Annotated in this window: 17 protein-coding genes and 2 pseudogenes; 13 read left to right on the top strand and 6 right to left on the bottom strand. The window is 60.7% G+C overall.

What is annotated here, in order from left to right; genetic code table 11:
• Nucleotides 1-41: 41 nt before the first annotated feature.
• Genes AB4Z52_RS25375 through AB4Z52_RS25365 form a run of 3 tightly spaced genes read right to left on the bottom strand, consistent with a single transcriptional unit; the run spans nucleotide 42 to nucleotide 2,290 of the window.
• The gene (locus AB4Z52_RS25375) at nucleotides 42-965 is read right to left on the bottom strand and encodes an NAD(P)-dependent oxidoreductase (RefSeq protein ID WP_442220657.1); all 924 of its coding nucleotides are present in this window, start codon (nucleotides 963-965) and stop codon (nucleotides 42-44) included.
• Entirely contained in the window at nucleotides 955-1,509 is a 555-nt protein-coding gene (locus AB4Z52_RS25370; RefSeq protein ID WP_442220656.1) for a gluconokinase, read from the bottom strand. Before AB4Z52_RS25370 ends, AB4Z52_RS25375 begins: the two co-directional genes overlap by 11 nt.
• A 16-nt stretch (nucleotides 1,510-1,525) precedes the next feature.
• On the bottom strand, nucleotides 1,526-2,290 hold the full coding sequence (locus AB4Z52_RS25365) for an SDR family oxidoreductase (RefSeq protein WP_442220655.1): 765 nt from the start codon (nucleotides 2,288-2,290) through the stop codon (nucleotides 1,526-1,528).
• A gap of 132 nt (nucleotides 2,291-2,422) precedes the next feature.
• Here AB4Z52_RS25365 and AB4Z52_RS25360 point away from each other — a divergent pair, with 132 nt between their 5' ends.
• Together AB4Z52_RS25360 and AB4Z52_RS25355 are read left to right on the top strand one after the other, a co-directional pair.
• On the top strand, nucleotides 2,423-3,364 hold the full coding sequence (locus AB4Z52_RS25360; protein WP_442220654.1) for a 2-hydroxyacid dehydrogenase: 942 nt from the start codon (nucleotides 2,423-2,425) through the stop codon (nucleotides 3,362-3,364).
• Between the two features lie 10 nt (nucleotides 3,365-3,374).
• Nucleotides 3,375-4,406, top strand: a complete 1,032-nt coding sequence (locus AB4Z52_RS25355; protein ID WP_442220653.1) for an L-idonate 5-dehydrogenase — start codon at nucleotides 3,375-3,377, stop codon at nucleotides 4,404-4,406.
• A gap of 17 nt (nucleotides 4,407-4,423) precedes the next feature.
• On the opposite strand, the gene AB4Z52_RS25350 is transcribed toward AB4Z52_RS25355, so the two are convergent.
• Nucleotides 4,424-5,413 (bottom strand): LacI family DNA-binding transcriptional regulator, encoded by a 990-nt coding sequence (locus AB4Z52_RS25350; RefSeq protein WP_442220685.1) that lies wholly within the window; start codon nucleotides 5,411-5,413, stop codon nucleotides 4,424-4,426.
• Between the two features lie 322 nt (nucleotides 5,414-5,735).
• On the opposite strand from AB4Z52_RS25350, the gene AB4Z52_RS25345 reads away from it, so the two are divergent.
• A complete protein-coding gene (locus AB4Z52_RS25345) occupies nucleotides 5,736-6,662 on the top strand; it encodes an SMP-30/gluconolactonase/LRE family protein (RefSeq protein WP_442220652.1) in 927 nt (308 codons plus the stop codon).
• 17 nt (nucleotides 6,663-6,679) lie between these two features.
• On the opposite strand, the gene AB4Z52_RS25340 is transcribed toward AB4Z52_RS25345, so the two are convergent.
• Nucleotides 6,680-6,991, bottom strand: a complete 312-nt coding sequence (locus AB4Z52_RS25340) for a DUF982 domain-containing protein (protein ID WP_442220651.1) — start codon at nucleotides 6,989-6,991, stop codon at nucleotides 6,680-6,682.
• Between the two features lie 300 nt (nucleotides 6,992-7,291).
• The gene (locus tag AB4Z52_RS25335) at nucleotides 7,292-7,438 is read right to left on the bottom strand and encodes a hypothetical protein (protein ID WP_442220650.1); all 147 of its coding nucleotides are present in this window, start codon (nucleotides 7,436-7,438) and stop codon (nucleotides 7,292-7,294) included.
• Between the two features lie 416 nt (nucleotides 7,439-7,854).
• On the opposite strand from AB4Z52_RS25335, the gene AB4Z52_RS25330 reads away from it, so the two are divergent.
• From AB4Z52_RS25330 to AB4Z52_RS25285, 10 genes and pseudogenes are all read left to right on the top strand, one after another.
• The gene (locus AB4Z52_RS25330) at nucleotides 7,855-10,056 is read left to right on the top strand and encodes a sensor domain-containing protein (RefSeq protein WP_442220649.1); all 2,202 of its coding nucleotides are present in this window, start codon (nucleotides 7,855-7,857) and stop codon (nucleotides 10,054-10,056) included.
• Between the two features lie 175 nt (nucleotides 10,057-10,231).
• The gene (locus AB4Z52_RS25325) at nucleotides 10,232-10,669 is read left to right on the top strand and encodes a hypothetical protein (protein ID WP_442220648.1); all 438 of its coding nucleotides are present in this window, start codon (nucleotides 10,232-10,234) and stop codon (nucleotides 10,667-10,669) included.
• Nucleotides 10,579-10,872 (top strand): annotated as a pseudogene (locus AB4Z52_RS25320) (hypothetical protein); the annotation flags it as partial. The gene AB4Z52_RS25325 and the pseudogene AB4Z52_RS25320, both read left to right, overlap by 91 nt.
• A gap of 44 nt (nucleotides 10,873-10,916) precedes the next feature.
• Nucleotides 10,917-12,569, top strand: coding sequence for a transposase (locus AB4Z52_RS25315; protein ID WP_442220647.1), 1,653 nt, complete (start codon nucleotides 10,917-10,919; stop codon nucleotides 12,567-12,569).
• A 6-nt stretch (nucleotides 12,570-12,575) separates the two neighbouring features.
• Nucleotides 12,576-13,453 (top strand): annotated as a pseudogene (locus tag AB4Z52_RS25310) (TniB family NTP-binding protein).
• Nucleotides 13,453-14,319 (top strand): TniQ family protein, encoded by an 867-nt coding sequence (locus AB4Z52_RS25305; protein ID WP_442220646.1) that lies wholly within the window; start codon nucleotides 13,453-13,455, stop codon nucleotides 14,317-14,319. Before AB4Z52_RS25310 ends, AB4Z52_RS25305 begins: the two are co-directional and overlap by 1 nt.
• Before the next feature lie 247 nt (nucleotides 14,320-14,566).
• Nucleotides 14,567-14,950, top strand: a complete 384-nt coding sequence (locus AB4Z52_RS25300) for a hypothetical protein (protein ID WP_442220645.1) — start codon at nucleotides 14,567-14,569, stop codon at nucleotides 14,948-14,950.
• Between the two features lie 157 nt (nucleotides 14,951-15,107).
• Complete coding sequence (locus tag AB4Z52_RS25295) at nucleotides 15,108-15,482, top strand: FixH family protein (RefSeq protein ID WP_442220684.1); 375 nt, start codon at nucleotides 15,108-15,110, stop codon at nucleotides 15,480-15,482.
• Complete coding sequence (locus tag AB4Z52_RS25290; RefSeq protein ID WP_442220644.1) at nucleotides 15,479-16,921, top strand: efflux RND transporter periplasmic adaptor subunit; 1,443 nt, start codon at nucleotides 15,479-15,481, stop codon at nucleotides 16,919-16,921. The genes AB4Z52_RS25295 and AB4Z52_RS25290 overlap by 4 nt, the downstream gene beginning before the upstream one ends.
• Nucleotides 16,918-20,091: an efflux RND transporter permease subunit gene (locus tag AB4Z52_RS25285; protein WP_442220643.1), complete on the top strand. Its 3,174-nt coding sequence runs from the start codon at nucleotides 16,918-16,920 to the stop codon at nucleotides 20,089-20,091. The genes AB4Z52_RS25290 and AB4Z52_RS25285 overlap by 4 nt, the downstream gene beginning before the upstream one ends.
• The last annotated feature ends 26 nt before the right edge of the window (nucleotides 20,092-20,117 follow it).

Genomic DNA, 20,117 nt, shown 5'->3' with positions numbered 1-20,117 from the left:
GGAAAAGGACGACGTTCCGAAAATCGTCATCAGCGGCAGAATTATTTGCAGGCAAGGCCGTCCAGGAGTTTCATCATCTCGGCAGAATCGCTTGGGCCCAGTCCGGCGGCACACAGCAGGCGATGGATCTCTACCACAGCCCCGGTCATCGGCAGCGCCGTCTTCGTCTTCATTGCGAAGGCCTGAAGCGAGTCCAGGTCCTTGAGCATGTTGTCGATGCGGCCGGTGGGCGAATAGTCGCGCGCTGCAAACTTGGCCATGAATTCCTGCAGGATGCGGCTGTCCGCCCTGCCACCGGCAAGGGCGGCAGGAATGGCGGCAGGATCGACGCCGCCTGCCTCGGCAAGCTTCACCGCCTCCGCGACCGCCTGGAACAGCACTGCGCAGAAAAGTTGGTTGATCAGCTTTGTCGTCTGCCCGGCGCCCGACGTTCCCATTAGCGTGTAGTTGGCGGCCAGATGCTGCATGACGCGGCGTGCCCGTTCGAAATCCTGCGGCGCGCCGCCTGCCATGATTGTCAGCCGGCCAGCCAGTGCGCCGGGGACACCGCCCGAAAGCGGGCAATCCACCCAGGCCATGCCGGTCTCTCGGCTCAGCCGCGCCGCCAACTCGGCTGTATCGGCCGGATCGATGGAGGACATATCGATCAGGAGCTTTTCGGCGGAGGCGGCCGCCGCCACGCCGTTGCCGCCGAAGACCGCGGCTCGGACGATATTGGCGTGGTTGAGGCTGAGGATGCAGAATTCCGATCGAGCGACGGCGTCCTCGACCGAGGCGGCGGCGCGTGCGCCCTTCGCAGTGACAGCTGCGACCTTTTCCGCATCCAGATCGAAAACATGAACCTGATGCCCGGTTTCGATCAGCCGGACAACGATCGCGGTGCCCATGATGCCCACGCCAATGACGGCAACGCTCGCCCTTGATTGATCCTGCCCGGAATGAGGCTGCCGAATGTCACTGTCCATGTCCCGCTCCCTGTTTTTCCAGTTCTTCCAGACCCTTGCAGGCAAGGAGAACGATCCGCTCCAGCGGATCGTCGATATTCACGGTGACGACATCGGGCTCGCCCGTTGGCACCTCCAGCACCTTCAACTGATCGTCGAGCAGCGAGACCGGCATGAAATGGCCCTTCCGTGCGCTCATCCGCTTCACCAGCACATCCCGTGTCCCTTCGAGAAACACGAAGACAAGTCGTCCATCTGCCGCATTCCGCAGAACGTCACGGTAGGATTTCTTCAGTGAAGAGCAGGACAGCACAGCGCCTTCGTCGGCGTCGAGCGCCACCTTGAATTCAGAGGCGATGCGCTCGAGCCAGGGCATGCGGTCCGCGTCGGTCAGCGGAATTCCTTGCGCCATCTTCGCGACATTGGCGGCCGGGTGAAGCTGGTCGCCCTCGACGAACCGGACGCCGCGCAAGGCGGCCAGACGTTCACCGACGGATGATTTACCGCACCCGCTGACGCCCATGACAACGATGGCAAGCGGCCCTGCAAATGGTTCGGTGGGCATGACAGGCTCCCGGTTTTCAAAGGCAGGTCGTGATGCCGCCATCGACATAGAGCGTATGGCCGTTGACGAACGAAGAACCGCGGCTGGCGAGAAACACCGCGGCGCCGACCAGTTCCTCGACATCGCCCCAGCGGCCGGCCGGCGTGCGCTTTTCAAGCCAGGAGGAAAATTCAGGATTGTCGACCAGCGCCTGATTGAGCGGCGTCTTGAAATAGCCGGGCGCGATCGAATTGATCTGCAGGCCGTATTTCGCCCAGTCGGCGCACATGCCGCGCGTAAGGTTGCGTACCGCACCCTTGGTGGCAGTATAAGGAGCGATGCCCGGACGCGCCATTTCGCTCTGGACAGAAGCGATGTTGATGATCTTGCCTTCCTTGCGCGCGATCATGGCGCGGGCCACGGCCTGACCGACATAAAATACGCTGGAGATATTGGTGGTCAGCAGAAGCTCCCACTTGTCGGCCGGGAAATCCTCCAGCGGCGAGCGGAACTGCATACCGGCATTGTTGATTAGGATATCGATCGCACCGATCCCGCCTTCAACAGCTGCAACGCCCTCGTCGACGGTCGCCTTCTTCGTCACATCGAAAATCGCCGCATGGGCCGAAAAACCTTTCGCCTTCAAGGCGTCAACGGCGCGCTCGACCGTCTGTGCGGTCCGGCCGTTGATGACCACCTCGGCGCCGTGCGCGGCCAGACCTTCGGCCAGTGCGTAGCCTATCCCCTGGCTGGATCCCGTGATCAGCGCCCGACGCCCCGAAAGGTCAAACAAACTCGTCATGCAGATATTTCCTCCGGTCCGCGGCGTTCCTCGGTCGCACTGTGCCACACCCGGCCGTGCTTGACATCCCATCGTCGAGATATATGTTATCGATAACATAATCAACCAACAAAATGCGGTGGTGGAGGAACAATGCCCAAGGTGGATATCCTGATGACCGGAGCCTATCCGGAATGGGACATGGCGGATCTGGAGGCGAACTATAACGTCCACCGCCTTTTTGAAGCGGACGACATACAGCAACTGTTGAGTAAGGTCGGGAGCAAGATCCGCGCCATCGCCACGCGCGGAGAGCTTGGCGCTTCGTGCGAGCTGATGGGGCAATTGCCAAACCTTGAGATCGTCTCCTGCTACGGCGTCGGTACGGATGCGATCGATCTGGCACATGCCCGCGGGCGCGGCGTCAGGGTGACCAACACGCCCGACGTGCTGACCGAGGATGTGGCCGATATCGCGCTCGGATTGCTGTTGGCCACCGCCAGACACATTCCGCAGGCCGATGCCTTCGTGCGGGCTGGACAATGGGGCAAGGTGGCGATGCCGCTGGTTACCCGCGTCACTGGCAAGAAGATCGGCATTGCCGGCATGGGTCGCATCGGCCAGGCAATTGCCCGGCGTGCCGAGGCCTTCGGCTGCGAGATTGCCTATTTCTCCAGAGGCCCGCAGCTGCAGGTGATCTACAGGTTCGAGCCGGATCTTGTTGCACTTGCCCATTGGAGCGACGCGCTGATTGTCATCGTTCCCGGTGGTGCAGCCACAAAAGGCATCATCGGTGAAGAGGTTCTGGCAGCGCTCGGACCGAAGGGCATTTTCATCAACGTCTCGCGCGGATCGACTGTCGATGAAGAGGCGCTGATATCGTCACTGCAAAGCCGAACGATCCAATCAGCAGGCCTCGACGTATTTTTGAACGAACCGGTGATCGATCAGCGGTTCCTCGCGCTCGACAACGTAGTGCTGCATCCTCATCATGGCTCCGGCACGATCGAGACGCGCAAGGCCATGGGCCAGCTGGTCCGAGACAATCTCGCCGCGCATTTCGCAGGGATGCCGCTACCGACGCCGGTCGTATGAGGAAAAGCCGATGAAAGCGATTGTCATTCACGCCGCAAAGGACCTGCGCATCGAGGAGCGTGCTCGCGAAGCCATTGGCCCCGGTCAGGTCGAGATCGCCATCGAGGCGGGCGGTATCTGCGGTTCGGATCTGCATTATTACAATCACGGTGGCTTCGGCGCGATCCGCCTGCGCGAGCCGATGATCCTTGGCCATGAAATCGCCGGAACGGTCCGGGAGCTTGGCGCCGGCGTGACGGGACTATCGGTCGGGGATCGTGTGGCGGTGTCGCCGAGCCGGCCGTGCAATCATTGCCATTATTGTCTGAAGGGGCAGCAGAACCAGTGCCTCAACATGCGCTTTTACGGCAGCGCCATGCCGATGCCGCACATCCAGGGCGCATTCCGCCAGAGCCTGGTGGCTGAAAGCTGGCAGTGCCACAAAATCGGCGAGGATATCTCGATTCACGAGGCCGCCTTCGCGGAGCCTTTTGCCGTGACCTTGCATGCGGTCAATCGGGCAGGCTCGCTGCTCGGCAAACGCGTGCTGGTGACGGGCTGCGGCCCGATCGGTGCGCTGGCGATTGTTGCGGCTCGTGCCCACGGCGCGCGCGAGATCATCGCGACGGATGTCATCGATGGCGTGCTCGATATTGCACGTACCATCGGCGCCGACCGGACGATCAATGTTGCCGCCAATCCGCAGGAGCTGGCTGCGTTCTCGGCCAACAAGGGTTATTTCGATGTGATGTTCGAGGCCTCGGGAAACGAACGGGCGGTGCGTGCCGGGTTGGATGTTCTGGCGCCGCGCTCCGTCCTCGTGCAACTGGGCCTCGGCGGCGATATCTCATTGCCGCAGAACGTGATCGTTGCCAAGGAAATCGAGATTCGCGGCACCTTCCGCTTTCACGAGGAGTTCGGGCTGGCTGTCGATCTCATCAACCGCAAGCGGGTCGACCTCAAGCCTTTGCTCACAGGCGTTTTCGGGATTGACGACGCCGTGGCCGCCTTCGAGGCTGCTGGGGATCGCAAAAAATCGATGAAGGTGCAGATCGCCTTTTGACGGCGCGGGGTGCCGTATCAGGTGCTCTCGCGCAAAACCACCCGGTAGCTGGTCAGCGTGATCTCGTCGCCGGCCCCGCCGCCATTCTGCAGCGCGTCGAGCAGCCGCGCGGCCGCCTGCCGGCCGATGCCGTAGCAATCGGCATTGATCGTCGTGATGCGCGGGTGGCAGATCGACGAGATTTCATAGTCCCCGAAGCCGGCAATCGCGATGTCTTCCGGCACCCGCATGCCGCGGCGCTTGCACTCCATCAGCGCCCCGAAGGCGGACAGATCGGACACGCAGAGCACGACCTCGGTGTCCGGCCAGCGCTCCAGCATGCTGACGATCGCCTGGGCCCCCTGCTCCATGGTAATCGGCGGCACGCCAAAGGAGATTACGCGCCCAGGCCCAAGCCCCAGCTCCTCGACCGTCTGCAAAAAGCCGCTGCGGCGCTGGCTGCCGCGGGTATCGCGCGCCGTCGTTCCGCCGATGTAGCCGAACTTCTTGTAACCCTTGCCGGCCAGCTCCCTGACCAGAAGCGACATGGCTTCGCCGTTCGAAAAGCCGACGACATGGTTGATTGGCTTTTCCGGGATCTCCCAGGTTTCGACCACGGGAATACCCGCATTTTCCAGCATCCGGCGGGCCCGGGCCGTGTGCGATCCGCCGGTGAGGATAATGCCCTCGGGGCGGCGGCGCAACATCGATTCGATCAGGTGCTCCTCCTTTTCGGCCGAGTAGTCAGTATAGCCAAGCAGCAGCTGCAGGCCGGTATTGTCCAGCGCATCGGTTATTCCGCGCGCCGTGTCGGAGAAATTGGAGTTGTTGATCGACGGCACCAGCGCGGCAATGAAGCCGGTGCGCCGCGAAGACAGGCTGCCGGCGGACTGATCGAGCACGTAGCCGAGAGCATCCACGGCATCCATGATGCGTTTGCGCGTCTCTTCCGAAACGCTGGCGTCCTGGCGGAAGGCGCGCGACACGGTCATGGCGGAAACGCCGACATATTTGGCAACTTCCGTCATGGTCAGCTTTTGCGCGTCCGCCGGCCGGAGATGGCTGCCTTTGGGGGTGACGGCTTTTTTCACTTGGTCTCCGCTCTCAGCCGAAGGTCGCGACAACATAAAGTTATCGCTATCATCCCACAACCGATTATTGGCGATCTCTCATCGCCGTCCTACACAAATTCAACTCCGAGCGAACCGCCTCATCGGCGGCCTTCCGGCAAAGTTAAGGCAGGAAAGATCGGAAAAAGAGACATCCCAGCTTGATTAAACTCGGAATGATATCGATAACAAATGTCGACAGATTTCAAGTCTTGTTTTGTCGAACGAGTGGAGAAATATCATGTTTGGAGAAGTGGAAGGCACCGGATTTGAGGTTCTTGACCGACGCTTTGAAGACTGCTTCGTCGGCCATGCTCGGGTGGAACGGCTGTGGACTGGCGGCCGATGGCTGGAAGGGCCGGCATGGTTTGCGGCCGGACGCTATCTGCTGTTCTCGGATATTCCCAACAATCGCATGATGCGGTTCGACGAGACCAGCGCACAGGTCTCCGTCTTCCGCTCGCCATCCAACAATTCCAACGGCAACACCATCGACAATCAAGGTCGCCTTGTGACCTGCGAGCACCTGACGCGGCGCGTGACCCGGACGAATTTCGACGGCAGCATCTCCGTCCTGACAGACAGGTTCGAGGGCAAGAGATTGAACTCTCCGAACGATGTCGTCGTCAAATCGGATGGAAGCGTCTGGTTCACGGACCCAAGCTACGGCATCCTGCACGATTATGAAGGCGACTACGCAGAGCCGGAAATCGGCGGCTGCCATGTCTACCGGCATGATCCCGAAACCGGAGAGACGCGGCAGGTCGCCACGGATTTCCTCAAGCCGAACGGTCTCGCCTTCTCGCCGGATGAAACGTTGCTCTATATCGCCGATACCGGCGCCTCCCATCGGCCCGGCGGGCCGCGCCACATCCGCAAATTCGCCTGTAGCGACGATGGCAGGCTGACGGATGGCGGCGTGTTTGCCGAATGCACGTCGGGTATGTTCGATGGGTTCCGTGTCGATCGCAAGGGTCGGATCTGGACGAGCGCCAGCGACGGGGTGCACACCTACGATCCGGATGGAACCCTGATCGGCAAGATCCACATTCCGGAAAACGTTTCCAACGTCACCTTCGGCGGTCCTAAATTAAACAGGCTGTTCATCACCGCGACGACGTCGCTTTACGCAATCTATCTCACCGCGAACGGAGCGCGGTTGGGATAGAAGTGCACGGCAGAACGTCACCAGTGGTGGACTGGACGAACTGGCCGCAAATGCGGTTGCGTGATCGCCTTACCAGGCGCGATGACCGCCGCCATGTCGGCCTCCAGACATGCGGCGACAAATGCCTCCCGCGAAATGATCAAAGGGATAGCGTCATTCATTGCTCCGCGACAGGTCTTAACCGCGCGGTCATATCGCTCGCCGTGTCGCAGAGGCCATTCGTTTTCCAGGAAATCCAGTGCGTCGTGCACGCCAACAAAGCTCCGCTCCAGACCGCATTGCAGTCGAACGGTGACGGGCCGTGTCCAAGAGACGTCATTGATCTGCATTCCTTCCTCCTTTCGAATGCCCTAAATCGCTTGGAAAAGTGAATGCCGAGATGGCCGCATTCACATTTGCGAGGCTGCGTGGGCATTGTTCGCAAAGCCGACCTCCAGGGCCTCAGGGTCGGACCATCATTGAGTTGTTGATCAAATGCTAAGCAGGCGGGTCCTCCTCAAGAATCACATCGACACGATGCATTCTACCGCAAACTTTGGCGGTGGCGCGACACTGGTGAGGAAATGTCGACACTAGAGAGATTGGATCAACTGACGCAGTTGGCGTGTCTCGGCGATTGCGTCGTCAAATCAGATGACCAGTTCGTGGGCGGCTTCCAGTGCCTCAGGGCTCTTCAGTTCGCAGTTCCGTCTCTCACACCAGGCGCGCAGCGTTTCGTGGAGCATCCGCAACTCATCACGCCCAATTGGCTTCTGGCCCTTTGTGCGCAAGTTCATGAGTTTGCCCTCCTTGGCATGCTTTCGGTCATAGGCCGCCAAGGTCAAAATAGGGGAAATAAATACTCGCAACAACCCACGGTACTGTTTCGTACCATGTCCCATCGATACTCGCCCCTGCTACCGATTTGATATCGTTCTTAAGAGGAAGGTTCGCTAGTTCGAGGCGTCCCCAGATGGATCAAAGATGACCTGACCTACGGCGCGACCGACACCGCACACCAGGATATTAGACAAGCCACCTTCGATACAATTTATCGTTCGCCGTGCTGCGACGTTCACCGGAGTTTAACGGAAGCGAAAGAGGATGGTCCTATCCGCAGTCCCGAGGACATCCCTTGACCGAATATTGCAGTATGGACCGAGACGTTTCTGCCTCTCCTTCCGCTGCTCTGCTGCCGGCGAACGCGGCAAGCATGCAAATGATTGCGGAAAAACTTGCCCAGAAGACGGACGACGCCGCGCGTTACAATTGGCTCGTCTCGATGATCAACCAGATCCCTGACTATATTTATGCAAAGGACTTGGAAGGGCGTTTCCTGTTTGCAAATCACGCCATCGTCGTCAACAACGGACTATCCGACCTGAAGGATTTGATCGGGCGGACGGATTTCGACTTCCTGCCTTACAACGCAGCACAAATGGCCACTGAGGTAGAACGTCGCGTTGCCGAGACAGGATTGCCCGATTTCGGTAGCGGGGAGCTGGCGTTTCGTGGCGAAGGAGAACGGTGGCTGATGATCTCGCGTGTTCCGTTAAGGGACGCGTCCGGGACGATAATTGGCATTGTCGGCGCCTCCCGCGACATCACTGCCCAGAAATCCGCCGAACGTCTGACGCAGGCCCAATCTTCTCTCCTCGAACTGATAGCGCGTGGTACGCCTCTTTCCGATTTCCTCGAGAGGCTCGCTCGGATGATTGCAGGACTTGCCGAAGGTGTGCACGCCGCGTTCCTGGTGGCCACTCCGGATCGCGGCGAACTGCGTCTCGTAGCCGCGCCGACCCTGAACGAAGACTATCGCAGGCTCGCTGACGCTGCCACTGTGCGCACCATGCAGGCCGATCTCGATATCACAGCAGCTGCGCTCGACGTCGTCTTCGAAGACGCTGGCATTTCCGAATTTCAACACACGTGCTGCTGTTCGGCAATTGCCGGTATCGACGGCCAGATCGAGGGCGTCCTTGCTCTGCATTTGCCCGCGGCGGCGACGAGCCAATCGGACTTCTCCGAATTCCTGTCCATCGCTGTGCACATGTCCGGCATTGCCATCGCCCGCCATCGCGCCGAGGCACGCATCGGATTCCTGGCCGACCACGATCCCCTCACCGGTATGGCGAACCGGACGTTGCTGGACCGCAAGCTTACCTCCGCGATGCAGAAGGCCGATGCCCGAGGTGACGCGATGGCGCTGGCATTCCTCGATCTCGATAACTTCAAACTGGTCAATGACAGCCTTGGTCACGCAATAGGGGACCAGTTGCTGAAGGTCGTGGCCGACAGGATCTCCGAGTTGACGCGTGATCAAGGTTCGCTGGCCAGGATTGGTGGAGACGAGTTCGTCATCATCCTCGATGAGGCGGACTGCGAACGCTATCCAGCTCAGCTGTCAGCGATCAGGGATGCCGTCGCGCGTCCCATAGTCCTCAGCGGCATAGAAATCAGGGTGACATGCAGCATTGGCGTCGCCTGCTATCCGGCCAATGGCGGGACGGCCGGAGAACTGCTCGCCTCTGCCGACATGGCCATGTATCGGGCAAAGGAGCTGGGTCGCGACGGCATTGCCATATTCACGTCGGAAATGGCAGCAAGCGTGCGAAGAAAGCTTTCCCGCACCGACGAGCTCCGTCAGGCGCTGCTTCGCGACGAGTTTGCGTTGCATTTCCAGCCGCAGGTGGACATTCGAATGGGCAGAATCGTTGGCGCGGAGGCGCTGATCCGCTGGAACCATCCAAGCGAGGGCCTTCTACATCCCGGAGATTTCATTTCTATCGCCGAGGAAACCGGGTTGATTGTTCCGATCGGCGACTGGGTAATCCGCACCGCGTGTCGCCGCGCCAAGGCCTGGCAGGACATGGGCCTTGATCCAATCAGGCTCAGCGTCAACGTCTCGCCGAGACAGTTCCAGGAGAAGCGCTTGATCGAGACGGTGGCATCGGCGCTGGCCGAAAGCGGCCTGGATCCGGCATGGCTCGAACTTGAAGTTACCGAAAGTCTGATCATGAAGGACCTGGCCGGCTCGGTCGCCAGAATGCACGACCTCAAGGCGCTTGGAGTAAGCCTTGCTGTCGATGACTTTGGCACGGGCTATTCAAGTCTCAGCGCGCTTAAGAGATTTCCCCTGTCGCGCCTTAAGATCGACCGTTCGTTCATTACCGACATCCCGCGCGACGCCGATGACATGGCGATCACTTCTGCGATCATCTCACTTGCCCAGAAGCTGGGCCTAAAAGTGATTGCCGAAGGAGTGGAGACAGAGGAACAAGCGGACTTTCTCATTGAGAGCGGTTGCGACGAGATCCAGGGATATCTCTTCAGTCGCCCTGTTGCAGAAGGGCAATTTACAGCCATGCTGCAGAAGACCGGCAGCATTCACTTGCAGGACAACGAATGGGCTTAGCCTGACTGCTCATGCGCAGGTACGTGGGGCAGAATGGGTGGCAACGGGTCACAGATCTCCGGTCCGGGCATAGCGCGGTCGAACATTCATTTAGCTGTGCATAAATCCGGATCGTGAAACCAAAAAAAAATGGTCGCGATTCCGTAAGGAGGCCAAATCATAATTCTTTTCGATCATGACGAAGAAGCCGCTGCCCTCGGTCGAACATGTTGAGACGCTCTCGCTCATCGCGATGCGCTGGCTCGTCGGCGGCCTGGCCGAGGAGTTGCACGCTATCAAGGCCAAGGTCGCAACCTTGCGGTCTGAGAACAAGCTTCTGCGAGCAGACAATGCACAGCTTCGGCTCGACAATGCTTGCCTGAAGACTGAGAACCAGCAGCTGCACGACGAGATTGCACGCCTGAAGAATTTGCCTCCGCGCCCTCCGTTTCGTCCCTCGGGCATGGAAAAAGCAACGGAACCGGGTGCGGGCGATCGCGCTTCCGGCAAATCGCCGCGCGGCACCAAGCGTGACAAGAATCGGATCACCCCCATATTCCGCTGCACACCAGCGCGTCAGAAAACGATGTTCGTTCCTTCGTCACCAGGCGCAAGATCTCCGGCGGCACGATGAGTCTTGATGGTCGCACCGCCCGCGACGTCATGCTCGGGCTGTTGAAGACCTGCCAAAAGCTCGGCATCTCATTCTACCACTATCTGGGTGATCGCCTCGGGCTTGGAGTTGCCGGGCAACCAATACCGCCTTTGTCGGCTGTGGCTTTTACGTTGCGATTTCAATCAGGGAAATGTCATACCTCCGTTAGGTTTAGCCGGTAAATACAACGCGATTTTCCGCTAACGATTTCAGCGAGAGCCGCCGTTTGCCAAAGCGATTGCGCGATCGAACTGCCAAGGTGGCCGCCGAGGTCGCGGACGAGCAATGGTCGGCGGCGCGCCGCGCGGCTCGTGAACTGGACAAGGTCCTCGATGATGGTGGTTTGAAGCAGGAAGCCATCGCCCGAGCCGCGACCGCATTACGCCTGACCACCCGCCAAATCTACAATCTGTTCGCTCGCTACCGTACTGCCCGGACCGTGACGGCCTTGCTGCCTCGCGCTGCCGAGACCCGGCTCAAACGGCTTCCGGCCGAAGTGGAGGCGATCATCAGTACGACGTTACGCGAGCAATGGCTGAAACTGGAGGCGCCGCCGCTCGCGCCCGTCGTTGCCGAAATCCGTGCCCGCTGTGAAGAGGCCGGCCTTGCCTTGCCGTCCTACGTTTCCGTCGCTCGGCGTATTCCGGCACTATTCGGGCCCGAAGAAATAGCCAGGAAGCGATCGGCTAATCCAAAGCACCTGCTTCGCCTGAAACCTCGGCCGGGTTACATTCACGCAGCGCACCCGCTGGACGCCTGTCAGATCGACCATACGCCGGCCGACATCAATTTCGTGGAGGTCGTTGACGGAAGCGGTGTGTTTGTCGGCCGTCCCTATCTGACGATCGTCACGGACGTCGCGACACGATCGATCCTCGGCTTCTGCCTAACACTGGAAAAACCGTCGGTACTGTCTGTCGCGCTTTGCCTTGCCCAGGCCATGTGTCCGAAAGAGACCTGGCTTGCCGCCCGGGACCTTGATCACGCATGGCCGATGTTCGGTCGGCCGCGGCTGATCGTGACGGACTCGGCAAAAGAATTCAAAGGGCATGCGTTTCAACGCGGCTGCGACGACTATGGCATCCGGATCCGCTACCGTGATCGCGGTCGGGTACACCAAGGTGGCGTGGTCGAACGGCTCCTGGGCAAGCTCAACGCGGGGCTCGCCATCCATCCGGGATCGTCGGGCCGATCGGTGGACGACCGAGACGGATATCCTGCCGAGCGGCGTGCCCGACTGAGTTTCGTGGAACTGGAGCGTTGCATCGCTCTGGCGGCAATCGATCACCATCTGCAGGAAAACTCCAAGACGCTGAAAGTGCCGTTCACGGAATGGCAGTCGAACAGCGCAAACTTGCCTCGCTTCGGGGACGACCCGCAGCACGTGTTGTTGTCGTTTCTGCCGGGAACGGAGAGACAATTATCGCAGCAGGGCATCAGCATGTTCGCTTTGCACTACTATTCACCGTGGCTTGGCGCACTCGTTCCGCAGCGCGACCGGCTCGGAAAGCTGGAGGTTCGATACGATCCGCGAGACATTAGCCACGTCTACGTCCGAGATCCGCAAACCCGGCAGTATCGGCCCGTTGAGCGGCGCGATGGTCGACTGAAGTCGCTGACGCTGTGGGAGTTTGAAGCGGAGCGCGCCCGTCGACGCAGGGCAAACCAGCGTTCGAGCGTCGAACAGGTGGCCTTCCGCCGGGAAATTGCCACCATTGCCGCTGCAGCCAAACCTTCGAAGAGCCAGTTGCGCGATGCCGTTCGCGCCGCGCATGCCGCCGCGACGGTGAAGCCGTATTCAGCGATGCGGCCACCAAAGCCGGCGACAGCCGAGCATCCTGTCCGTCATAAGCGCACTCTGCCGGTCGAAGATTGGTGACCGGACATGACGGACCATCTGCTTGAGAATGTTCGCTCCTATCTTGATCGTGATCCGGAAGAACGCATTGCCTATGTCCGAGCGTCGCGCTGGGTCGGACATCAGGTGGCGCAACGCGGCCATGGACGGCTGGCAGACCTGCTCTCGCGACCGCCGTCGTTGCGCACGCAGGGTCTGATGCTGGTTGGTCCGTACGCCAATGGCAAGACCATGATTGCCGAGCGGTTCTCCGTCGAACATCTGCGCCACTCGCCCGAGCAGAGAATATGGATGATCCAGACCCGCGAGGGAGCTGGGCTCGGACACTTCTACGGCAGCATTCTCCATGCGCTGCGAGCGCCCGGCGGCGATCTTCATGACGTCGGCCGCAAAGCTGAGCAACTCGATCATTTGCTGGCAACCCTCAAACCGAGGATGCTGATCTTCTACGAGTTCCACAATGCGCTGCGCGGACGCACGCGCGATGTCGAGGCTGCCTTTGCCTTTCTGCGGCGGATCGGGCGCCAGTCGACATATCCCCGGTGTTGATTGGCGAGGTGGCCGTATACGACTTCATCAACACCACCAGCGAAATGGCAAGCCGGTTTGACCTTTTTGCCGTTCCGCGGTGGCAATATAACGAGGAGTATCTGATGCTCCTCGACAGCCTGGAAGCGGCCTTGCCTCTCGCCAATGTTTCGGATCTGTCCGGCGAACGTTCGGCGCGACGCATATTCGACCTATCGGAGGGATTGATCGGCGAAACCGTCGCCATCGTCACGAAGGCGGTAATCGCCTCGATACGCTCGGCGGCAGAAAGAGTCACCAAGGCAGGCCTCGACGAACTCCGCTATGTGCCGATCTCGCGGCGGCATGGCGCTGCCCTGCGCGAGGATCTACTGTGATGACCCTCGAGGGCGGTCCGACGATCGCCATCCGCGAGCGATACGACGAGGTGGTATCGGACCGGTGGCCCGGTTTCGTCCGACCGCAACGCGACGAGTTGCTCTCCAGCTGGGTGCATCGGCTCGCATTCGCGAACGGCATTGCCCCCCGGTCCTTCGGCCGCGTGCTTGGCTTTAGCGGGGGGATGTGGTCTCCATCCCTCGACATGAATTTCCAGACTGACGCGGTCAATATCCTCAGGGCGCACACCGGCGTTCCCCTGCCACGACTTTCCGCGATGTCCCTGAAGGGATCGCCACTGAAACGCCTGCTCCTTCCTCTGCGCGATGACGGAAGCCGCCGCGGCCCGACCTGGCTTCAATTCTGCCCGCAATGCCTAGCGGAGGACGGCCAGCCGAATTTTCGCAAGCACTGGCGATTGGCGATCAAGATCTCATGCTCGAAGCATCGATGCGGATTGCGCGATCGATGTCCATTCTGCCGTAACCGGATCGCAGCCTTCAATCAGGCAGCGCTCGTTCCACAACACTATTGCGCGCGCTGTGGGTTCGATTTGCGTCTGTCATCGAAAGTACCTGTCAGCCCGTCGGCACGGCTGTTGGATCAGTGCATTTTCGACATCTGCAAGCTCGAGGCGATGACCGGATCGCTGGACCGTAGTTCCCTTGTTCGACGCCTGCTGCACAGTCCCGGCATTTGTTCACTGGATCCAGCAACCCCACTCGTCAATCTATCTGCATCAGCGCGCATTCGGTGCATGGGACGGCTAGCAGCGCAGCCCAACGACTGGCTCACGGATGATGATGACATTGCTGTCTCACACTGCGACGGTCCATTTTGCTGGTGGGAGGTCTCGCTCCATTGATTGGGCTGCTTGCGGATCGCCTCGACAGGCGGCATCAGCAGCACGCGCGCCGAATTCGCCGAAAGAGGACCGCTGACCTCGCAGCGTTGTTGCAAGCCTACCTCCGGGTAACCAGTCGCCGGCCCATCCGCAGATCGTGAAATGAGGCTCGCTACCGCGGGCTGGTCCAGCGCGTCTTCATCCTGGGTGCGCGCACATCTCCGTGAACCCACTTCCAATCCCCGCGACAGCATGCCAGAACTGGGCCATGACCGTCCTGAGGATCGTCCATCGTCTGTTTTTGATCGTCGCCCTGCTCGCGGTCATTGTCGGCCCGACTAGCATCGGGTTGGCAAGCAGCGCCATGGCGTCTTCCAGTGCCGCGATGATGGAGGCTATGGCCAGCGCCATGCCCGGAATGCAGATGGCGGAAGACATGCCGTGCTGCCCGGAACAGCAGCCCGTCAAACCCGACTGCGCCAAGGGATGCCCGCTGGCCCTGGTTTGCACAACCTCGATTTTCGCCCATGCTCCCGACCTCCATGGCTGGTCGTTCGCGATCTCCTGGGTGTCGCATCGGTACGATCTCCTACCGGCGTCGCAGTTGACGTCCGCACTCATCGAGCCTCCGGCCCGACCTCCGAGAGCCTGATCTCAAGCCATTTTTGAACGAGCCTAGGTTCGCGCCACGCGCTTCACTGCGTCCGTGCTGATCCGATGGCGATCAATTTTGACCCGAGGACGCGACCAAGGCATCCGTCCCGATGAGATCGAAAATCATGAACAAGACTTCTCTTTCCGCAGGAGCGATGCTCCTTTCCGGCGTGCTGATCGTCGGCTCCGCCACTGTGACGCTTGCGGCCTCGCAGGATTACGAATTCCAGCCCGTCTCGACCGATGTGAAACAGGGTCAGGGATCGCTAGTCTCCGTCCGCCTGATCGACAAGCGCACGGGTAAGCCCGTTCCCGACGCCGTTATCTTCACCACCCGCATGGACATGGCTCCGGAAGGCATGGAGATGATGACGACGCCCGTGGAGGCCGCGACCTCTACGGAACCGGGCGTCTATGCCTTCAAGACCGACTTCGCCATGGCGGGCGGCTGGCGCTTCAAACTCGCCGCCAAGGTTCAGGGCGAACCTGACACCGTTCAGGGCGAACTTGTCCTGAAGGCAGCGCCTTGAACACGCCATCTCGTGTGGCAGTCACGCTCTCCTTCGCCGTATTGCTCGGCGGGGGAGGCTATTGGGCTGTCACGAACGATCTTGGCGCGCGGTTCGGCCTTCACGTCGTCGAAGCGGCTCTCGCCACGCCCGCAGCCTCTATGCTCGCACCGAGCGGGGCGATCATCTACTACCGTCATCCGGACAACCTTCCGCAGTTCTCCGCAATGCCGAAGAACGCCGACGATGGTCGGCCGTTCATCGCCGTGCATGCGAGCGAAGATCTAAGCTTCGCCGACACCGCGCCCAAGCCCGCCGAAGCCGCCGCGACCGTCGGTTCCTCCGGAACCGCGCCAGCGAAAGGAAAACTGCTCTTCTACCGCAACCCGATGGGCCTTCCGGATACCTCCAAGATGCCGAAGAAGGACTCGATGGGCATGGACTACATTCCTGTCTTCGAGGGCGATCAAAGCGATGCCTCGACTGTGAAGGTCTCGCTCGGCAAGCTGCAGCGCACGGGCGTCAAGACGGCCACCGCGGAGATGGCCAGTATAAGCCGCAAAATCCAAGTGCCGGGAACCATCACCCTCGACGAACGTCTCGTCAGCCTCATCTCGATGCGAACGGACTCTTTCGTCGACGATGTCGCCAACGTCACGACGGGCGATCACATCAGCAAGGGCGAAAAACTCTTCCGCTTCTATTCGAGGGAGATCGCCGCCGCGGCGTCTGAATATGCCGCCGGCCGGGGCGATGCGCGTGGCAACGGCGACGCGGGTTCGGCGCTGCGCCTGAGGAACCTCGGGGTTCCGCAGGAGGTCATCGACAATATCGCAAGCACGCGTCAGGTGCCGCCGAGCATCAGCTATGTCGCTCCCCGCGACGGCATCATCCTTGAGCGCATGGCGACAACGGGGATGATGGCCAAGCCCGGCGACGTGCTGTTCCGCATCGCCGATATCTCCAACGTCTGGGTGCTCGCCGACGTGCCGGAATACGATTTGGCCTCGGTCCACAATGAAGCCGAAGTCCATGTAACGGTCAGAAGCCTTCCCGGCCGGACGTTTGAAGGCGTGGTCGATCTGATCTATCCGCAGGTCGACATGCAGACGCGCACGACCAAGGTCCGCATCGAGCTTCCCAATCCCGATGGCCTGCTGCTGGCCAACATGTATGCCGAGGTCGAAATTGAGGCCGGAGCTCCTACACCCGTCGTCGCCGTCCCCAACAGCGCCGTCATTGATACGGGCGACCGCCAGGTCGTGTTCCTCGACAAGGGCGACGGTCATTTCGAGCCGAAGGATGTCAAGCTTGGCGTCCGCGGCGAGGATCAGACGGAAATCACCCAGGGCGTCGCCGCTGGGGACAAGGTGGTGGTTGCCGCCAACTTCCTGCTCGACGCCGAAAGCAACCTGAACTCCGCGCTCAGCGCCATGACATCAGAGGAGGCGAAGCCATGATCTCCCGCGTCATCTCGTGGTCCGCCCACAATCTTGTCTTGATCTTCGTCGGTGCGGCGCTTGCCGTCGCAGGTGGCGTCTACGCGCTGCGATCCCTGCCGCTCGATGCCATCCCGGATCTCTCCGACATCCAAGTGATCGTCTACACCGAATATCCGGGCCAAGCGCCGCAGGTGGTTGAGGACCAGGTCACCTATCCGCTGACGACGTCGATGCTGACGGTGCCGAAGTCGAAGGTCGTGCGTGGCTTCTCGTTCTTCGGCGTCTCCTTCGTCTATGTGATCTTCGACGATGGCACCGATCCCTATTGGGCGCGAAGCCGCGTTCTCGAATATCTGAACGCCGCGCAGAGCCGCCTGCCGCAGGGCATCACGCCGACGCTTGGTCCGGATGCCACAGGTGTCGGCTGGGTTTATCAATACGCCGTTGTCGCCAAGCACTTGTCGCTCGCCGAGTTGCGATCCCTGCAGGATTGGGTGGTGCGCTTCGCCGTTTCCAAGTCCGAAGGCGTGTCTGAAGTCGCAAGCGTTGGCGGCTTCGTCAAGCAGTATTCCATCGTGGTTGATCCGGCCCGGCTGAAGGCGCAGGGCGTCACGCTCAACGACGTTGCCAATGCGGTGCGCGCCAGCAATACGGATGTCGGTGGCCGCACCGTCGAGCTCTCCGAATTCGAGTTCATGGTGCGTGGGCGCGGCTATCTAAAGGGCATCCCCGACATCGAGAACATCGTCCTGAAAAGCCAGAACGGCGTGCCGCTCAAACTGAGCGACGTCGCCAGAGTGGAGCTTGTACCCGACGAACGCCGCGGTATTACCGAACTGAATGGCGAAGGCGAGGTCGCAAGCGGCATCGTCCTGCAGCGGTTCGGTGCCAACGCCCTGACGGTCATCGACAATGCCAAGAAGAGTCTCGAGTCGATCAAGAGCAGCCTTCCGGCCGGTACCGAGATCGTCCCTGTCTACGACCGCTCGACGCTGATCGAGGCCGCGATCGAAACGCTGAAAGGCACGCTTGTCGAGGAATCCATCGTCGTCGCATTGGTTACGATTGCCTTCCTGCTGCATGTCCGCAGCGCTCTCGTGGCCATCATCATGCTGCCGGTCGGCATCCTGATGGCCTTCATCGCCATGAAGCTGCTGGGCATTGGCGCGAACATCATGAGCCTCGGCGGCATCGCCATCGCCATCGGCGCGATGATCGACGCGGCGATCGTGATGATCGAGAATGCACACAAGCATCTTGAGCGAGCGCCGCCCGACAAGCCACGGGTGGAAATCCTCGTGGAGGCCGCAAGCGAGGTCGGCCAGGCGCTGTTCCTCAGCCTGCTGATCATCACCGTGTCGTTCCTGCCGATCTTCACGCTGGAATCACAGGAAGGCCGCCTGTTCGGTCCGCTCGCCTTCACCAAGACCTTCTCCATGGCGGCAGCAGCTCTGCTCTCGGTAACGCTGGTACCGGCCCTGATGATCCTGTTCGTCAGGGGATATATCGTCCCGGAACATAACAACCCCCTGAATAGATTCCTGATCTGGATCTACCGTCCGGTCATATCGGGCGTTCTCAGACTGAAAACGCTGACCATCCTGACAGCACTGGCCATCCTCGGGGTCACTATCTGGCCGGTCCAGCACATCGGCAGCGAATTCATGCCCAATCTCGACGAGGGCACGCTGATGTACATGCCGACCACCCTGCCCGGCATATCGATTACCAAGGCGGCCGAACTGATGCAGACGCAGGACCGCATCATCAAATCCTTCCCCGAAGTGCAGAGCGTCGTCGGCAAGGCCGGCCGTGCGCTCACCGCCACCGATCCGGCGCCGACCGAGATGTTCGAAACGATCATCACGCTGAAGCCGAAATCCGAATGGCGGCCGGGGGTGACGACCGATAGCCTGAAACAGGAAATGGACGCGGCGCTGCAGTTTCCCGGCGTCTCCAGCGCCTGGACCATGCCGATCCGCGCCCGCATCGACATGCTCTCGACCGGCATCAGGACGCCTGTCGGCGTCAAGGTCTACGGCACCGATCTCGGCGAGATGGAGAAGATCGCCCGCCAGATCGAGACCGTACTGAAGACGGTGCCTGGAACATCCAGCGCCTATGCGGAGCGGGTAATCGGCGGCTATTATCTCGACATCGTTCCCGATCGGACGGCGCTCGGCCGCTATGGCTTGACCATCAACGACGTTCAGGACGTCGTCGGCACGGCGCTCGGCTCCGAGGTCGTCACCTCGACGGTCGAAGGCCGGGAACGCTACGGCGTGGCGATCCGGTATCCGCGGGCGTCGCGAAGCGATCCGCAGTCGATCGCCAGGGACGTGCAGATCTCCCTGCCGGGCGGAGGCACGGTGCCTCTCGGCGAGGTAGCGGACGTCAAGCTGACCCGTGGGGCGACGACCATTCGCACCGAGAACGGCCAGCTCGCCGTCTACATCTACGTCGACATCGCCAACCGCGACCTCGGCGGCTATGTCGCCGAGGCCCAGCAGGCGGTTGCCAAAAGCGTGAAGATGCCCCCCGGCTATTCCGTCGCCTGGAGCGGCCAGTTCGAATATCTCGAACGGGCCGAGGCGCGGCTCGCTATCGTCGTTCCTCTGACACTAGCGCTGATCTTCCTGCTGCTCTACCTCAACTTCAAGGCACTGACGGAGACGCTGATCGTTATGCTGTCCCTGCCGTTCGCACTGGTCGGCGGCATCTGGCTGATGTGGTGGCTGGGCTTCAATGCATCCGTCGCGGTTGCTGTCGGATTCATCGCGCTTGCGGGCGTCGCGGCGGAGACAGGGGTGATCATGCTGATCTACCTCGACCACGCGATGAAGGAGCAGCGCGAAGTCTGCGAGAAGGAAGGTCGCGTCTTCTCGAAGCTGGATCTCAACAGGGCGATCATGGTCGGGGCAGTCGAGCGCGTACGGCCGAAGATGATGACCGTCGTCGCCATCATGGCGGGGCTGGTGCCGATCCTCTGGAGAACCGGTACGGGCTCGGAGATCATGCAGCGTATCGCGGTGCCGATGATCGGCGGGATGGTATCGTCGACGTTATTGACGCTGATCGTCATTCCGGCGGTCTACGGGCTGGTCAAGGGGTGGCGGCTGCCGACTGCGGCTGCCGCCGATATATCTGTCACTGAGGACGACCAACGTGGTCTCCAGGCCGCAGAGTGAGAATGTGGCCGGAGCCGTTAAGCGGC

Source organism: Rhizobium sp. 2YAF20 (assembly GCF_052114685.1).
GTDB lineage: Bacteria > Pseudomonadota > Alphaproteobacteria > Rhizobiales > Rhizobiaceae > Rhizobium.
The sequence above is the reverse complement of the archived record's forward strand: the minus strand, read 5'-3'. Positions and strand labels throughout refer to the sequence as shown.

Bases quoted from the DNA above. Each gene is read 5' to 3' on its own strand.
- AB4Z52_RS25365 (WP_442220655.1), bottom strand. From the start codon at position 2,290: ATGACGAGTTTGTTTGACCTTTCGGGGCGTCGGGCGCTGATCACGGGA.
- AB4Z52_RS25325 (WP_442220648.1), top strand. From the start codon at position 10,232: ATGACGAAGAAGCCGCTGCCCTCGGTCGAACATGTTGAGACGCTCTCG.
- AB4Z52_RS25305 (WP_442220646.1), top strand. From the start codon at position 13,453: ATGACCCTCGAGGGCGGTCCGACGATCGCCATCCGCGAGCGATACGAC.
- AB4Z52_RS25340 (WP_442220651.1), bottom strand. From the start codon at position 6,991: ATGCAGATCAATGACGTCTCTTGGACACGGCCCGTCACCGTTCGACTG.
- AB4Z52_RS25360 (WP_442220654.1), top strand. From the start codon at position 2,423: ATGCCCAAGGTGGATATCCTGATGACCGGAGCCTATCCGGAATGGGAC.
- AB4Z52_RS25330 (WP_442220649.1), top strand. From the start codon at position 7,855: ATGCAAATGATTGCGGAAAAACTTGCCCAGAAGACGGACGACGCCGCG.
- AB4Z52_RS25350 (WP_442220685.1), bottom strand. From the start codon at position 5,413: ATGACGGAAGTTGCCAAATATGTCGGCGTTTCCGCCATGACCGTGTCG.
- AB4Z52_RS25295 (WP_442220684.1), top strand. From the start codon at position 15,108: ATGCTCCTTTCCGGCGTGCTGATCGTCGGCTCCGCCACTGTGACGCTT.
- AB4Z52_RS25345 (WP_442220652.1), top strand. From the start codon at position 5,736: ATGTTTGGAGAAGTGGAAGGCACCGGATTTGAGGTTCTTGACCGACGC.
- AB4Z52_RS25285 (WP_442220643.1), top strand. From the start codon at position 16,918: ATGATCTCCCGCGTCATCTCGTGGTCCGCCCACAATCTTGTCTTGATC.
- AB4Z52_RS25300 (WP_442220645.1), top strand. From the start codon at position 14,567: ATGACCGTCCTGAGGATCGTCCATCGTCTGTTTTTGATCGTCGCCCTG.
- AB4Z52_RS25375 (WP_442220657.1), bottom strand. From the start codon at position 965: ATGGACAGTGACATTCGGCAGCCTCATTCCGGGCAGGATCAATCAAGG.
- AB4Z52_RS25355 (WP_442220653.1), top strand. From the start codon at position 3,375: ATGAAAGCGATTGTCATTCACGCCGCAAAGGACCTGCGCATCGAGGAG.
- AB4Z52_RS25335 (WP_442220650.1), bottom strand. From the start codon at position 7,438: ATGAACTTGCGCACAAAGGGCCAGAAGCCAATTGGGCGTGATGAGTTG.
- AB4Z52_RS25370 (WP_442220656.1), bottom strand. From the start codon at position 1,509: ATGCCCACCGAACCATTTGCAGGGCCGCTTGCCATCGTTGTCATGGGC.